Origin of the sequence: Oribacterium sp. oral taxon 078 str. F0262 (assembly GCF_000160135.1) — a bacterium.
GTDB lineage: Bacteria > Bacillota > Clostridia > Lachnospirales > Lachnospiraceae > Oribacterium.
Genome location: NZ_GG729935.1, coordinates 130,277 through 145,203 on the forward strand (window position 1 = coordinate 130,277; position 14,927 = coordinate 145,203).

Genomic DNA, 14,927 nt, shown 5'->3' on the forward strand with positions numbered 1-14,927 from the left:
TTCTTCGAAATCCTCACTTCCTCCGTTCTTCAGCTCCACGGACGTTTTTTATCCAGCCATCCTCTTTCCCGCCAGTACTCCAGATCTGCCTTGTTCCAGCCCTTCCTTTGCAAAAGACGGATGGCATGAAATACCAGCTTTGTCTTTATCCCCGTTTTCGCTTTGCCGTAATTCCTGCGGATCTTTTTTGCGAGAGAGGACAGCTCTTTATCAATGGTTTTTTTATTTTTCTCACTTACATCCTGCCACTTCACTGCAAAAACGGCTTTCCCGTATCGATAAATCTCAGAAATCCCCCAGAAAAATAAGCTGTCCGCCATATCCTTCATCGCAGATTTCATCCCTGCACCCGCCGCAGTAGAGATGCATATCCCCTGCTTTGAAAACATTGCCTTTTCCGGTCTGTGCACCATCCAGCGGTATCCATAGTGATCTAAAAACGCCTTCATTGCGCCTGTCGCATGCATTACATATACCGGACTTGCAAGAATAATCAGATCCGCCCTATCCATCGCCTCTGTGAGGGGCTTAAGCTTATCATAATGCGGACATTTCTTTTCCGATTCCAAAAAGCACTTTGTGCAGCCGATGCAGAACTCTCCGAAATCCCTCGGCAGGAAAAACTCCTTTATATCGCCGCCGATTTTTAAAGCCAGATTCCTCGCAATGTGATACGTCGAGCCCTTATGGCTCTGTCCATGTATCATGACAATCTCCATTGAACAGCTCCTCTTCGGCAATTCAAAAATGAAAGGAAAAATGCGGTGAAAAAGATACGGCCCCAATACGGATCGGGGCCGCGTCCTTTCCAGCCGCTGCATTTACTCTGTATCCGGCTGCTCTGCCTTCTCTTCCTTCTTCTCCTCGCTTTTCTCCCTCTTTTCCGGGCCGGAGATCACATTTTCCAGCCCCGTCACATGGATGTTCCGGTTCACCTTCGCATCATAGCTTCCGGCCTTCATGATCTCCCCGAGATCAATCCCGGTCGTCTCCTTCATGGACTCAAAGAGCTTTGCCATCACGGCGGGGACATTGGAGGCCATCTGGGAGACTCCTCCGTCCCTCCCCTCTCCGCCGATAATCGTGATCTTATCGATCTGGGCGAGCGGCTTTGCGATCTCCTCCGCGATATCCGGGAGCACCTTGATCAGCATCTCCGCCATGGCCGCGTTATTGTACTTCTGGTAGGCCTCCGCCTTCTTCTCCATGGCCTCCGCCTCCGCAAGGCCCACTGCCTTCTTCGCCTCGGCCTCCGCCTTTCCCTTTAAGGCGATTCCGGCGGCCTCCGCCTCATACTTCGCCCTAATCCCGGCGGCCTCCTGCTCTGCGGAATACTTCGCCGCATCCGCGACAGCCTTCTTCGCCTCCGCCTCCTTCTCCTGCTCGTACTTTTTCGCTTCCGCCTCTCTCTGGCGCTTTGCGAGTCCAGCGGCGGCCTCCTGCTCCACGCGGTACTTCTCGGCATCCGCCTTCTTATTGATCTCGGCGTCCAGAGCCTGCTGCATGACGCCGACCTCCTGCTTCTTGAGCTCGGAGTCGCGCTCTGCCTTCGCGATCTGTGCGTTCACTGTCGCGATCTGAATATTCTTCTGCTGCGCCTGCTTCTGAATCTCGTAGGCCGCGTCCGCCTCTGCCTTCTTTGTATCGGAGATCACCTTCAGCTCGGACTGCCGGATCGCAAGCTCATTGTTCTTCTGCGCGATCTCCGTATCCGCGAGCACTCTCGCGTCATTCGCCGCCTTATTGGCCTCCGCCTGCGCGATCGCGACATCCCTGTCCGCCTGCGCCTTTGCGATCGCGGCATCCTTCTTGATCTTTGAGGTATTATCCGCCCCCAGATCGTTGATCAGACCCTTCTCGTCCGTCACATTCTGGATATTGCAGGACAGGATCTCGATGCCGAGCTTATCCATGTCCGTGGCCGCCTTCATCATCACCTGATCGGAGAAGGAATCGCGGTTGGTATTGATATCCTTCAGTGTCAAAGTTCCGATGATTTCACGCATATTTCCCTGGAGGGAATCCTGCAGATCCAGAGCGATCTGCTCCGGCTTTTTATTGAGGAAGTTCCGAGAGGCTTTCTCGATCCCGGCGCCGTCCGGGGCGATCCGGACCTTCGCGACGGCATCGACATTGACATTGATGAAATCCGTCGTCGGGACGGACTGCTCCGTCTTGATATCCACCGTCATCTGCCCGAGATAGAGGACATCCAGCCTTTCCAGGAGAGGGAGCTTTACTCCGGCGCGCCCCACAAGAATCTTCGGCTTCTTCCGAAGACCGGAGATGATGAAGGCCTTATCGGGCGGTGCCTTGACATAGCCTCTCAAAAGCAAAAACAAAACAAGCAGGACGATGAGCAAGGGGATCAAAGCCGTCAGCGGAAAAGAAAATGAAGTCATGAAATGTCCCTCCCTGAAAATAAATATCTATACCAAAATCGTAATTTCTTAAATTATAACATAAATTTCCCATATCCAGCAGGGAATTGATTAAATAATATGATGCGCTTATAATGATCCCAGCGTCAAAAGTCTCTCCTCCGCATCGCGCCGGCGCGAAGGCGGAGGGAGGACTTTATGACGCGCCCCTTTATGAGCATGGAGTGGAGCGAAGCTCCACGGGAATGCGAATAAAGAAAGCACGGCGGGAGCTGCAACGCAGCAAAGCCGTGCGGGATCCTGCGAAAAATCCGGCCGCCGCACTCTCTCCTCCGCATCGCGAAGGCGGAGGGAAGACCTTATGAGCTTAAGGCAATGATATCGTCCGGGAAGGCACAAGAAGCAGAAGGAGAATCCTCATGAAAACTGCCGTCATTATACCAAATTACAATGGCTCCCGTTTTCTCCCGCCCTGTATGGCGGCTCTGGACCGGGAGACGACGGATCAGTTTTCGACCATCGTCGTGGACAACGGCTCCACGGACGGAAGCCTCCGCTGGCTCTCCCACTGGGCCGCCGAGGACAGGGATCGCCATATCCTCCTGCAAAATCCTGAGAATCTCGGCTTCTCCTCCGCGGTAAACCGGGGGATCCGCTTTGCCGTTCAAAAAGGCTTCTCCTATGCCATACTCCTGAATAATGATACCGAGGTCTTTCCGGACTTTGTAGAGAACCTGGTCCGCGCCATGGATAAAGACCGCAGGGGAAGGCTCTTTGCTCTTTCCTCCCGGATGCTGCAAAAGTCCGATCCGGATACAATCGATGACGCGGGGGATCAGTATACCCTTCTCGGCTGGCAGTTCCAGCGCGGACACGGGGAGCCCGAAGGACGCTTTCAAAAACCGGCAGCGGTCTTCTCCGCCTGTGCGGGAGCGGCGATCTACCGCCTCTCCCTCCTCTCCGAGACCGGCCTCTTCGATGAAGCCCACTTCGCCTATCTTGAAGATATCGACCTCTCCTTTCGGGCCCGGCTCTATGGCTTTGAGATCCGCTATGAGCCCTCCGCCGGGGTACTCCATGTCGGTTCCGGGACGAGCGGCAGCCGCTATAATTCCTTTAAGGTGCGGCTCTCCGCGAGAAATTCGATCTATCTCCTCTATAAGAATATGCCGCCTGCCCTTCTCGTTCTGAATGCCGTCCCGCTTCTTCTCGGCTTTTTCATAAAGCTCCTTTTCTTTTGGAAAAAGGGCTTTGGAAGGGAGTACCTCTCCGGGCTCCACGAGGGGCTTCGGACGAGGAGACATCTGAAAAAGGCGGACTTTCGCCGAGTCCCCCCCCGCCGTCTCCTCTCGATTGAACTTTGTCTGCTTCTCTCCGTCTTTGAGTACCTCGGACAGAAGCTTCGGGAGAAGGGAGGCCTGTCCCATGCCCATTGAACCCAGGCGGAGAATACGTTATCTCACCAGCGCCCAGATCATCATCCTCGGCTTTTTTTCGATCATTCTCCTCGGGGCACTGCTTTTGATGCTCCCCCTTTCCTCTAAATGCGGGAGGATTACGCCCTTTTCGAAGACCCTTTTTACCGCGACCTCTGCGGTCTGCGTCACCGGCCTCGTCGTAGTGGATACCGGAAGCTACTGGTCCGCCTTCGGACAGACCGTCATCCTCCTCCTGATCCAGATCGGGGGACTCGGCGTCATCACCGTCGCATCGCTCTTTACGATGCTCTCGCACCAAAGGATCTCCCTTATGCAAAGGAGCATCATGCAGGATGCGATCTCCGCCCCCCAGGTCGGCGGCGTCGTCAGGCTGACCCGCTTCATCCTCCGGGGCACGATTCTCATCGAGCTTCTCGGCGCATTTTTTCTGCTCCCGGTCTTCCTCCGGGACTACGGCATCCGCGGAGTCTGGATGGCTCTCTTCCACTCGGTCTCCGCCTTTTGCAATGCGGGCTTTGACCTCCTCGGAACGAGCGCCGCTCCTTTTGTCTCCATCAGCTCCTATGTCGGGAACCCCGTCGTAAATCTCACGATCATGCTCCTCATCATCCTGGGCGGCCTCGGCTTCCTGACCTGGAATGATATCTACACCTGGCGCTTCCGTCTCCACCGCTACCGCCTGCAAAGCAAGATCATCCTGACGGCCACCGCCTTCCTCATCCTTTTGCCCGCAGTCTTTTTCTTCTTTGAGGATCTCTCAGCTCTCCCGCTCCGATCACGGATCCTGGCCTCTCTCCTCCAGTCCGTCACCATGCGGACGGCCGGCTTCAACACCGTAGAGCTCTCGAAGATGTCCGGTCCCTCCCAGGCGATTCAGATCGTTCTGATGCTGATCGGAGGCTCCCCCGGCTCAACGGCGGGCGGGATAAAGACGACGACCTTCGTCGTGCTCCTGGCGAATTTCGTGGCCACCATTTTCCAGAAGGAGGATGCGCAGATGTTTGGCAGAAGGATGGAGGAGAGCGCGGTAAAGACCGCCGCGACCATCTTTTTCATGTACGCCGCGCTCTTCTTTACGGGCGCTGTCATCCTCAGCGTATACGAGAGGCTTCCCCTCTCCGCCTGCCTCTATGAGACGGCCTCCGCCGTCGGCACCGTGGGCGTCACGCTGGGCATCACGCCAAAGCTCCACCTCCTCTCCCAGCTGGTCCTGATCGTCCTTATGTTCCTGGGCCGGGTCGGAGCGCTGACCCTGATCTTTGCGGCCATTTCCACGAGGACCCACAGCTTCGCGAAGCTTCCGCAGGAAAAGATCGCGGTGGGCTGAATACGCGTATAACGGATACGCCTATCACTTATGAAAAGAAAGGACTTTATCTATGAAAAGTATTCTCCTGATCGGCCTTGGGCTGCTCGGAAAGCATATCGCCGTCCACCTGAACGAGCTCGGACATGAGGTCATGGCCGTGGACAGCAATGAGGAGCGGGTCAACGAGGTCATGCCCTTTGTGACGAGCGCGCAGATCGGAGACAGCACCAACGCGGAATTTCTCCGCTCCCTCGGGATCGGAAACTACGACATCTGCATCGTGACGATCAGCGACAATTTCCAGGATTCCCTGGAAACCACCTCCCTCTTAAAGGAGCTCGGCGCAAAATGCGTCGTCTCCAGAGCGGAGAGAGATGTGCAGGAGAAGTTTTTGCTCCGAAACGGAGCGGACCATGTCGTATATCCGGAAAAGCAGATCGCAAAGTGGACCGCAATGCGCTATACGACAGACCATATCTTCGACTATATCGAGATCGACCGACAGCACGCGATCTTCGAAGTGGAGATCCCGGAGTCCTGGGTCGGCAAGAGCATCGGAGAGCTGGATATCCGAAGAAAATACGGCATCAATATCCTCGCCACAAAGCAGGACGGAAAGACCAATGTCACTGTGACGCCGAGTCTCGTCTTAACGAGAGATCTAACCATTCTCGCCCTGGGAGAATATAAGGAACTCCAAAAGTGCTTTCAAATCTGAGCTATCCAGACATGCGAATGAAATAGATACGCAGGCAAAAAGCCGCCCCGGCCTCTCTCCGAAGCGATCCCCTCTTTCAAGGAGCTCGTTAAAAAATCATGGATCCGAAGAGGCGGGATTTTGGCCGCTCCCCGGGGCGATCCTATCTTTGAGGAGAGCGATAAGGTAGAGGAGAAGCTCTCGATTGAAGAACCAGGAGATCAGGGGGTAGAGAAGCAGCCCTACGATACACTGGAGGAGAAGCGTCGGAAGTATCGCAAGGCCCGCATTTTCCAGGAGCCGGACCGGAATCGCCATCAAAAGCGAGCAGAGCGCGGAGGGGAGCATGTCCACGCATTGTGGGAGCGGTCCGTAGCCGATCAGCCTCTGATTCGGCCAGGCATTGATCAGGAGGTCCAGATATTCGACCCCCGCCTTCAGAAGAAGCATCGGGAGGATCCCAAAGGGAAGGCTTCCGATAAGAACCAGGATTCCGATCCCCTTTTTCAAAAGTTCCAGCTTCAGGAAGAGATCGGAGCGCCCCGCCGCATTCAGAAGCTGCAAATTGATCGAATGCATGGGGTAGATCGCATAGTAAAAGCAGAAGATACAGAGGTAGGGGACGACGGAGATCCATTTCTCCGTGAGCAGGAAGAGGATCAGGGGGCGGGAAAGCGCCATCATCCCGGCCATCATCGGAAAAAGCAAAAAGGCGGAGAGCCGGATCGAGCGCCGCGCCGCATCCCGAAGCCTCTCCCTGTCGGACTGAAGCTTCGAATAGGCGGGAAGCATGACAGACTGTACGGAGGAGGAAAGCGTCGCGCAGATCAGCTTCGGAAACATCTCCCCCCGATTATAGACGCCGAGCTCCGAGAGGGAGTACTTCCGGCCGATCACAAGGCCATAGACGTTCTGCCAGACGGTATCGATGAGTCCGGAGACCAGGATCTTCCAGCCGAAGGAAAAGAGCTTCTCCACGGAGCGGAGACGGAAAAGCGCGCGGGGGCGCCAGGGAAGATCCCAAAAGAGAAAAAGCATCAGACTGAAGTAGTAGATCAGCTGCTGCCAGGCCATGGACCAGGCCCCGAAGCCCAGAAAGGCCATGGATACGGAGGCCGCTCCGGAGAGAAGGACCGCGCCCATGGTGGCGCGAAAAAGGGCGCGAAACCGAAGGTTCCGGGAGATCCAGGCGGTCTGAATGGAGATGACGCCGCCGGGGAAAAGGACAAGGGCCATCGCGCGGAGCATGGGACAGAGCGCCTTCACGCGGTAGTAGCCGGCGACAAATGGCGAAAGCAAAAAAAGAAGGAGGAAGCAGCCGAGAGAGAGAAGCATGGAGATCCAGAAGACGGAATCATAATCCTCCTCGCTCACCCTTTTTCTCTGTACAAGAGCCGTCGCGAAGCCGGACTGAACGAAGGTATTTGCGATCGTGATGAAAATGCCGATCATGCTGACTGTTCCGACCTCCTCCTTTGTGAGAAGGCGCGCAAGCAGTATCCCGACCAGCACCTGGACTCCCTGATAGCCGCTTTGCTCTAAAAGCTTCCAGAAAAGCCCGTTCACTACCTTCGATTTCAGATTCTCTCCCGCCATATCCCTACCGTTTCTCTGCCTCTTAGCCCCCGGAAAATGTCTCTCCGTCCCTCACCGGAATCCGCGATCACGAAGATCCCTGCCGAATTGCCATTTCCGCGCATCACTTTTCCCACAGTCCAAGCTGCGAAATTCCGGCACCCCTATAAAGCCCTATCCGATCCCCTGCCCGAATCTCTTCTGCATCGCGCGGTAAAGCCCCGGAAGCCTTCTCTCAAACTGTAAAAAGAAGCGGTCCCGGAGACTGAGCTCACGATAGAATTCCCTGTTCCCTCTCCGATAAATCTCCGGAAAATCCCGGAGATTTACATCGCTTAAGAAGCGAAGCCTTCCGATCGCCCTCTCGATCTCCGGATGAAATCTCCCGCCGCTCTCCCGGTCAAATTCCAGGAAGCTTTTCTCCATCGCCTCCCGGTATCTTCTCTGCTTCTTTTCTCTCTCCCCTTCCCCCTGCTCCCTCGTCCAGGAGCCGCTGTGCTGAAAGCGATAGACGGAGAGAGGCTCATCCAGATAAAAGGACTTTCCGCAGCTCGCAGCGATCCACTCCAGAGGCCGGTCCCCCACCGGGCAGTCAAAATAATAATCCGGAAGCGTTTCAAGGATCTCCCTCCGAAAGAGAAAGCTCGCAAAGGGTGCGCCGCCTCTTCGGTCCACAAGCTCTGCGCCGCTTAAGATCCGGCTTCCCCGGTAGGGCCGCATCAGAGCGGAATTCCCGAAGCTTCCGTCCGGGAGGAGAACCTTCGCGGAATGAAAGCAGAATACAAGCTCCCTCTCCCTTTGAAAACATCGGATCTGCTTCTCAAGCTTTCGGGTATCGCAATAATAATCATCCCCGTCCATCACCGCGAGGAACTCTCCCCTCGCGCGCGGGATGTTGAAGATCCCGGTGATATTCGTCTTTCCCTTCGAGTACTGATTCTCCGTCTGTAAAATCGGCTTTATGATCTCCGGAAAACGCCGTTCATAATCCTCGATCAGCTCCCTCGCCCCATCCTCCGAGGCGTCGTCGTGAATCAGGATCTCAAGGCGGAAATCCCCCTCCTGCTTTAAAATGCCGTCCAGGCAGTCGGAAAGATAGGGCCTGTGATTATAGGTCACGACGCAGACGCTGATAAGGGGAAGCTCCGGATCCTCCGCCCTCCGCCTTGCCTCCGAAAAAATCTTTTCTTTTCCCAAAGATTCCAAAGACGCCCCTCCCCAAAAGCGGCTTCCCCTCAGATGAAGATCAGCTCTCCGATCGTCCGGTGCAGCAAATTATAGGTGAAGCCGTGCCCCAATATATTGATTATCTTCCCAAGCCTCCCCTGCTCTCTGATTCTGAGAAAATCCTCGAGAAGCCTCCTCTGCTCCGGCCTGAGCTCCTCCCCGTAAATCCGAAGGAAGCTCTCCGCCTGCTCAAAAAGAGCGGCATAAACCGCGCGGGAATGCTCGTCCATCTCTCTTTTGCTCCTTCCGTCCTTCCGCCCGATCCCAAGCCTCCCCAAAATCTCCGAGAACAAAGATCCCTTTTCGGCGCCGAGGACATTGGCCCCGTGCTGACGGTAGAGATAGAGCGGCTTCGGAAGGTAGAGGAGTCTCCCGAAGGCAGCCGCGATGAGCGCAATCCACTGGTCATGCATGACGATCCGCTCCGGCATCGTCCTGATCCGCTCCGAGAGGGCGCGGTTTATCATCACAGAAGCCCCGACCACATGATTTTGTACGAGGAGCTGCGCCAGCCTGTCCCTTTCGGGACTCATCTTCTGGTAGGCCGTAAAGGAAGGAGCGATCTCCCGGAGCTCTCCGTCCACAAGCCGGGAATCGCAGTGGACCAGGAGCGGGAGCGCCGCCCCACAGCTTCTCTCCATTTCCCGCATCGCGTCCAGGCTCTCCGAAAGCTTCTCCGGCTCCCAGACATCATCCTGATCAGAGAGCATGATATAATCCGCCCCCGCGGCATGGCCCTCCGTGAAAAGGCTCAGGAAATGCCGCCACGCTCCCCCGCTCGGGCTCTCTCTGAGGAGGAGGCGGACCCTGTCCGGCCGCCTCTCTCGGTAATTGCGGAGGATCTCTCTCGTCCCATCCCCGGAGCAATCGTCCGAGATCAGGAGCTCATAGTCCTCCTCCGTCCTCTGAGAGAGAATGGAGTCGAGCTGAGCCGGGAGATAGCGCTCCCCGTTATAGCTGCACAGCAGAATTCGGACCATTGTCGGCTCCTCCCTTCCGGATCTCTGTCCGCCCATTCCACGCTCATTGATTTCGTCCGCCAAAAACCAGTTTTTGTCTCTTTCTCCGGCCGTCCCAGCCCCCTCCGCACAGAATTCCGTCCCTTCAGCGAAGCAGGCCGAGCCGCTCCAGAAGCCGGGTCTCGAGGAGGACGATCCACTGGAAGAGCAGGGTCAGGAGCTGCCCCGGGAGCTTGATCCCAAGGTACTGCCTGTAGTAGTAGCGCTCCGATTCCTGGCGAAGCCTCTGGCGCTCCGTCGGAGTGCGGATGCTCCGGGAAATCGTCCCGGAATTTTCATGGTAATAGCTCTGTCCCCGGAGAAGATAGCTCTCATAGCCCCTTTCCGAGAGTCTCCGCGCCAGGATATTCTCCTCGGCATAGAGGAAGACCTTCGGGTCATAGCCTCCGGAACGAAGGTAGGCCTCGGCGGAGAGAAGGAGGAGAGAGCCGTGCAGGACTCCGACCCTCACCGCCCCTCTTCCGCGGAAAAAGGAGGGTGAGTAGTCGATAAAGCGGGAGAAAAGCCTCCGGCAGACCGGTCCGGAATTCAGGAGCTCCGGCAAAAAGCCGCGGAGCGGCCAGGCCGTCTTCTGCGCTCCCCCCTGCCGGTCCCGCATCACGGCGCTCGCAGCCCCCGCCTTTTCCTTTTGGATGAAAAGCCGCGCCATATCCCCGAGGCAGTCCTCGGAGAAGACAGCGTCCGGGTTTGCGACAAGGATATGAGTCGCTGCGAGATTTTTTGCGGCATAGCGGATGCCGAGATCATTTCCGCTCCCGTATCCTCCGTTCCTCCGGCTCGAAAGGAAGCAGATCTTCCCTCCGGCGAGCTCTCTCAGCCTCTCCCCGCTTCCATCGGTCGAGTGATTGTCCACGATCACGATCCGGGAGAGGAGGGAGAAGTCCCGGATCCTGTCCAGCTGCGCCCTCGTCCCCTCGTAATCATTGTAATTTAAAAGCACTGCCGCAAGCTTCATCTTCCGCCCTGCCTCTCCGTCGTTTCCTTTTCCGCCTCTCTCTGGAAGCTTTTCCTATAATAGCGATCCCCGATCCTAAAGCGAAGAGCCGGGAAACAGAAGCTCAGCAGGTTCATCCCGTGGTAGAGCTGCAGATAGAGCTCCCGCCCTCTCTCCCTCCTTCTGCCGGAAAAGGGAGTCCTCGAGAGAAAATAGTCATAGGCCCTCCGGTAGTGGCTTCGATTCCCGAAAAGCCAGGGGCGCTCATCCCCCGCAAAGTGAACGATAGTCGGGTGGTGCTTCGCCTCCCAAAAGCTTTCCTCGCTCTCGCAGGAGCGATACCAGGGGGAACGCGAGAGGAAGGAGCGAAAGCGGAAGTAATAATAATTACTGAAGAAATTATATCGCTGCGGGAGAAGCTTAAGCCTTCCCCGAAGAACCGCATTCAGAATATCCTGGTCATTAAAAGGAAGCCTTCCCTGCATCGAACGGTAGTAGGAAAAGCACTGCTCCTCACAGCCCTCCTCCCTCCAAAGGGCGAGGTTCAGGAGAAGCACCCCCGCATTGCAGTAGGGCTCTTCCGGAGAGAGCCCCAGAAAATCCCTGTGCGCCGGGTAGATGCTTGGCTCCGGCGCCATCGCCGCCGCCTTTTGTCCGAGCCTTGTGCGGTAGAGATCGTGGATCGACTGAAGAATGACGGTGTCCGCATCCAGATAGAGCGCCTTTGTGACCGTCTCCGGGAGGATCGATCCCATGAGAAGGCGGGCGAGCGTCGTCGTGCGGAACCTTCCGGTATCCATGCCGGGGACCCTCTCCGAAAGCTCCCCGGAGAGGTCCGAAAGCTCATAGAAGATGACGCTCTTTCCCTCATCCTCGATCTCCTCCCGGAGCATCCGGCGGTGCTCCTCCGAGATGCCGTCGGAGAGAATGTGAAAGCAGAGCTCCTCTGACTCATTGTGCTCCATAAGGGAAAGGATGGAGACCGAAAGACAGGCGGCATAGCCGTCATCCGAGGCATAAACGATATTCAAGCCTTTTTCTCCTCCGCTTCCTTTACTCTTCTTCTCCCGCTCTCCTCTGCCTCCTCCGGATAGAAAAGGCGGTTCACCGCGGCAAAGAGCGCGCGGATCGAGGAGCGCGTGATATTTGAGGAGACGCCCACGCCGTAGCTGCTCCTTCCGCTCTCCTCATCCAGGAGGTGGATATAGGAGACAGCCTTGGAATCCGAGCCCGCATTGAGCGCGTGCTCGGAATAGTCCAGGACCTTTCCCTGCATGGAGAGCTCCTTATTCAGACCGGAGAGCACCGCCGCGATCGGTCCGTTGCCCGAGCCGCTGAACTCGTGGAGGCGGCCCGCATTCCGATAAGTGACATCCGCGAAGGTGGTGTAGCTCCCGTCTGCATTCTCAATATCGGTGCTTCGGACATTCCGAAACTCGATCGGCTCCCGGCTCTCCAGATACTCGATCCGGAAGACCTCAAAGATCTGCTCGGGCGAAACTTCTCCCTGCTCCTCGGAGATCTTCTGGATGTAATCCGCGAACTCCCTCTGCATTCCCTTCGGCAGACGGTAGCCGAAGCGGTCCTCCAAGATGAAGGCGACCCCGCCCTTTCCGGACTGCGAATTGATGCGGACGACCGGTTCGTACTCTCTCCCGATATCCGCGGGATCGATCGGAAGATAGGGCACCTCCCAGATCGTCCCCTTCCTCTCCCGCATCGCCCGGAGGCCTTTGTTGATCGCATCCTGGTGAGAGCCGGAGAAAGCGGTGAATACAAGCTTCCCGGCGTAGGGATGCCGCGGCGGGATGCTCATCTTCGTGCATCTCTCATAGACCTCCTGAATCTCCCGGATGTTCTCGAGATTCAGCTTCGGATCGATCCCCTGCGAAAACATATTATAGGCCAGGGTCAGGATGTCTACATTGCCGGTCCGCTCCCCGTTTCCAAAGAGCGTGCCCTCCACCCTCTGCGCCCCCGCGAGGAGAGCGAGCTCCGCCGCAGCGACACCCTCTCCCCTGTCGTTATGGGGATGAATGGAGAGAATGACGGAATCTCTCCTCTTAAGGTTCCGGGACATGAATTCGATCTGATCCGCATAGACGTTCGGGCTGTGCATCTCCACGGTAGAGGGAAGGTTGATGATGATCTCCCGCCCGGGGCGGACGTCCCAGGCCTCGATAACCGCATTGCAGATCTCAAGAGCATAGTCCATCTCCGTGCCGGTGAAGCTCTCCGGGGAATACTCCAGGCGGACCTTCCCGGAAAAATCCTTCTCATGCCGCTTCACCATCTCGACACCCCGGAGCGCGATCTCCTTGATCTCCTCCCGGGATTTGTCGAAGACAACATCCCTTTGAAGGACAGAGGTCGAATTATAGATGTGGACGATTGCCTTGTCGAGCCCCACAAGACTCTCAAAGGTCCGATCGAGAAGCTCCTCACGGCACTGCACGAGAACCTGTACCGTCACATCCTCCGGGATCTGCTTTCGCTCGATCAGATTCCTCAGGTAATCGTATTCGATCTGGCTCGCGGCGGGAAAGCCCACCTCGATCTCCCGGAAGCCAAGTCTCACGAGAAGCTGAAAAAATTCAAGCTTCTCCTCCACGCTCATCGGCTCCACAAGGGCCTGATTTCCGTCTCTTAAATCGACGGAACACCAGATCGGAGCCTTTTCGATCTCCCGCTCCGTCCAGCTTCTCTTTGGATACCGGAAAATGGGGAACCCTCTGTACCTTTGATAATTCAGCATCCTCTTCCCTCCGTTTCTCTTCCGCCCTTCCCGAAATACAGCCTGCCGGCGCAAAAAGAGCTCTCCGCCGTCCTGCCTTTAAATCGTGAGCCCCGATTTTTCCATCACGGCAATGAGGCGGTTCACGCAGTCCTCACATTCCTCCTCTGTCTTTGCCTCTGCCATCACGCGGATCAGCGGCTCTGTGCCGGAGGCGCGAAGCAGAACCCTTCCCTCCTCTCCCAGTTTCTCGGAGAGCGCCCTGAGCTCCGCACGGACGGCGGGATCCTCCTCCGCCTTCTCCTTGTCCGAAACGCGAACATTCTTTAGGACCTGCGGATAAACGATGAAGTCCTCACAGAGCTCATGCAGGGACTTCTTTTTATCGAGGATGAGCTCCATGATCTTTAAGGAGGTCAGGATACCGTCTCCCGTCGTCGCATGCCTTAAGAAAATGATGTGCCCGGACTGCTCCCCGCCGAGACCATAGCCGTTCTCCGCCATGGACTCATAGACATAGCGGTCCCCCACCTTCGTCCTCTCATAGCGGATACCGAGCCGGTCGAGCGCCTTATAAAGACCGAGGTTTGACATGATCGTGGTGACAATGGTATTTCCTGGAAGCTGCCCCTTCTCCTTCATATAAGCTCCGCAGAGGTAGAGAATCTGGTCTCCGTCCACAAGCCTGCCCTCGTGATCCACGGCGAGGCAGCGGTCGGCGTCCCCGTCATAGGCGAAGCCCAGGTCGCAGTGCTCCCCTACGACGAAGTTCTGCAGCCTCTCCATATGAGTCGAACCGCAGTTTTCGTTGATATTAAAGCCATTCGGCTCGCCGGAGATCACATGGGTATCCGCGCCAAGAGCATCAAAAACCGCCTTTGCGCAGGAGCTCGCGGAGCCGTTTGCGCAGTCGAGTGCGACCTTTACTCCCTTAAAGGACTTCGTCGCGAGGGAGATGAGATAGCCGATGTAACGGTTCCTCCCCGCGGCGAAGTCCACTGTCCTGCCGATCTCCTCCCCCTTCGCAAGGGGGATCTCCGCTGTCCTGCCGTCGAGATAGGCTTCGATCTCCTCGATCACCTCGTCCCCGAGCTTCTCCCCGTTCTCGTTGATGACCTTGATGCCGTTGTCCTGGAAGGGATTATGAGAGGCCGAGATCATAACACCGCAGGAAAAGTCCTCGGAGCGGACGATGAAGCTCACAGAAGGAGTCGTCGTCACATGCATAAGATAAGCATCCGCGCCCGCTGCCGTAATTCCCGCAGCAAGCGCGTATTCAAACATGTAGCTGGATCTCCTCGTATCCTTTCCGATCACGATCCGGCATCTCTCCCCGACTCTTCCCTTTTTCTGATAGTACCATCCCAGGAACTTCCCGACCCGGAAGGCCGCGTCTGCCGTGAGATCCACATTGGCCTCACCGCGGTATCCGTCGGTACCAAAATATTTTCCCATTCTCTCCCCTCCTGCGCTGAGAGTTCTCCTGCGATTTCACACCTGCAGCCGGCAAAGCACCTGTGCCGTCGACAGGCATTCACAAGGCGGGCTTTCTGCCGCCCGGTCCGGACTTTCCTCTTCCCCTATAGGTGGCTGCCGACATTTTGAGGCACCT

The 14,927-nt window shown here is 56.5% G+C and carries 12 protein-coding genes; 3 read left to right on the forward strand and 9 right to left on the reverse strand.

All coding sequences use genetic code 11. The annotated features are described in order from the left end of the window. Positions 1 to 29 precede the first annotated feature (29 nt). Both GCWU000341_RS08060 and GCWU000341_RS08065 read right to left on the reverse strand, forming a co-directional pair. The gene (locus GCWU000341_RS08060; RefSeq protein WP_330360391.1) at positions 30 to 707 is read right to left on the reverse strand and encodes a flavodoxin family protein; all 678 of its coding nucleotides are present in this window, start codon (positions 705 to 707) and stop codon (positions 30 to 32) included. Between the two features lie 114 nt (positions 708 to 821). Further along, complete coding sequence (locus GCWU000341_RS08065; RefSeq protein ID WP_009215409.1) at positions 822 to 2,402, reverse strand: flotillin family protein; 1,581 nt, start codon at positions 2,400 to 2,402, stop codon at positions 822 to 824. Positions 2,403 to 2,800: 398 nt separating this feature from the next. Between GCWU000341_RS08065 and GCWU000341_RS08075 the strand changes: the two genes are divergently transcribed. Genes GCWU000341_RS08075 through GCWU000341_RS08085 form a run of 3 tightly spaced genes read left to right on the forward strand, consistent with a single transcriptional unit; the run spans position 2,801 to position 5,847 of the window. Further along, a complete protein-coding gene (locus GCWU000341_RS08075) occupies positions 2,801 to 3,817 on the forward strand; it encodes a glycosyltransferase family 2 protein (RefSeq protein ID WP_009215411.1) in 1,017 nt (338 codons plus the stop codon). After that, entirely contained in the window at positions 3,807 to 5,147 is a 1,341-nt protein-coding gene (locus tag GCWU000341_RS08080) for a TrkH family potassium uptake protein (protein ID WP_009215412.1), read from the forward strand. The genes GCWU000341_RS08075 and GCWU000341_RS08080 overlap by 11 nt, the downstream gene beginning before the upstream one ends. A gap of 52 nt (positions 5,148 to 5,199) precedes the next feature. Continuing rightward, positions 5,200 to 5,847, forward strand: coding sequence for a potassium channel family protein (locus tag GCWU000341_RS08085; protein ID WP_009215413.1), 648 nt, complete (start codon positions 5,200 to 5,202; stop codon positions 5,845 to 5,847). Positions 5,848 to 5,943: 96 nt separating this feature from the next. On the opposite strand, the gene GCWU000341_RS08090 is transcribed toward GCWU000341_RS08085, so the two are convergent. The 7 genes from GCWU000341_RS08090 to glmM all read right to left on the reverse strand — a co-directional run bounded on the left by GCWU000341_RS08090 (position 5,944) and on the right by glmM (position 14,770). After that, the gene (locus tag GCWU000341_RS08090) at positions 5,944 to 7,422 is read right to left on the reverse strand and encodes a lipopolysaccharide biosynthesis protein (RefSeq protein WP_009215414.1); all 1,479 of its coding nucleotides are present in this window, start codon (positions 7,420 to 7,422) and stop codon (positions 5,944 to 5,946) included. A 153-nt stretch (positions 7,423 to 7,575) separates the two neighbouring features. Beyond that, the gene (locus GCWU000341_RS08095; RefSeq protein WP_242651649.1) at positions 7,576 to 8,607 is read right to left on the reverse strand and encodes a glycosyltransferase family 2 protein; all 1,032 of its coding nucleotides are present in this window, start codon (positions 8,605 to 8,607) and stop codon (positions 7,576 to 7,578) included. Between the two features lie 29 nt (positions 8,608 to 8,636). Continuing rightward, the gene (locus GCWU000341_RS08100; protein WP_040654032.1) at positions 8,637 to 9,608 is read right to left on the reverse strand and encodes a glycosyltransferase family 2 protein; all 972 of its coding nucleotides are present in this window, start codon (positions 9,606 to 9,608) and stop codon (positions 8,637 to 8,639) included. 124 nt (positions 9,609 to 9,732) lie between these two features. Next, a complete protein-coding gene (locus GCWU000341_RS08105) occupies positions 9,733 to 10,602 on the reverse strand; it encodes a glycosyltransferase family 2 protein (RefSeq protein WP_009215418.1) in 870 nt (289 codons plus the stop codon). Next, positions 10,599 to 11,612, reverse strand: a complete 1,014-nt coding sequence (locus tag GCWU000341_RS08110; RefSeq protein ID WP_009215419.1) for a glycosyltransferase family 8 protein — start codon at positions 11,610 to 11,612, stop codon at positions 10,599 to 10,601. Before GCWU000341_RS08110 ends, GCWU000341_RS08105 begins: the two co-directional genes overlap by 4 nt. Further along, positions 11,609 to 13,336, reverse strand: a complete 1,728-nt coding sequence (leuA, locus tag GCWU000341_RS08115) for a 2-isopropylmalate synthase (protein ID WP_009215420.1) — start codon at positions 13,334 to 13,336, stop codon at positions 11,609 to 11,611. The genes GCWU000341_RS08110 and leuA overlap by 4 nt, the downstream gene beginning before the upstream one ends. A gap of 78 nt (positions 13,337 to 13,414) precedes the next feature. Continuing rightward, positions 13,415 to 14,770 carry a phosphoglucosamine mutase gene (gene glmM / locus GCWU000341_RS08120; protein ID WP_009215421.1) on the reverse strand — a complete coding sequence of 452 codons (1,356 nt, stop codon included), beginning with the start codon at positions 14,768 to 14,770 and terminating at the stop codon, positions 13,415 to 13,417. Between the last annotated feature and the right edge of the window lie 157 nt (positions 14,771 to 14,927).

What these genes read in the sequence shown, in the direction of transcription:
- GCWU000341_RS08060 (WP_330360391.1), bottom strand. Translation starts at nt 707, where the DNA reads ATGATACATGGACAGAGCCATAAGGGCTCGACGTATCACATTGCGAGG.
- GCWU000341_RS08065 (WP_009215409.1), bottom strand. Translation starts at nt 2,402, where the DNA reads ATGACTTCATTTTCTTTTCCGCTGACGGCTTTGATCCCCTTGCTCATC.
- GCWU000341_RS08075 (WP_009215411.1), top strand. Translation starts at nt 2,801, where the DNA reads ATGAAAACTGCCGTCATTATACCAAATTACAATGGCTCCCGTTTTCTC.
- GCWU000341_RS08080 (WP_009215412.1), top strand. Translation starts at nt 3,807, where the DNA reads ATGCCCATTGAACCCAGGCGGAGAATACGTTATCTCACCAGCGCCCAG.
- GCWU000341_RS08085 (WP_009215413.1), top strand. Translation starts at nt 5,200, where the DNA reads ATGAAAAGTATTCTCCTGATCGGCCTTGGGCTGCTCGGAAAGCATATC.
- GCWU000341_RS08090 (WP_009215414.1), bottom strand. Translation starts at nt 7,422, where the DNA reads ATGGCGGGAGAGAATCTGAAATCGAAGGTAGTGAACGGGCTTTTCTGG.
- GCWU000341_RS08100 (WP_040654032.1), bottom strand. Translation starts at nt 9,608, where the DNA reads ATGGTCCGAATTCTGCTGTGCAGCTATAACGGGGAGCGCTATCTCCCG.
- GCWU000341_RS08105 (WP_009215418.1), bottom strand. Translation starts at nt 10,602, where the DNA reads ATGAAGCTTGCGGCAGTGCTTTTAAATTACAATGATTACGAGGGGACG.
- leuA (WP_009215420.1), bottom strand. Translation starts at nt 13,336, where the DNA reads ATGCTGAATTATCAAAGGTACAGAGGGTTCCCCATTTTCCGGTATCCA.
- glmM (WP_009215421.1), bottom strand. Translation starts at nt 14,770, where the DNA reads ATGGGAAAATATTTTGGTACCGACGGATACCGCGGTGAGGCCAATGTG.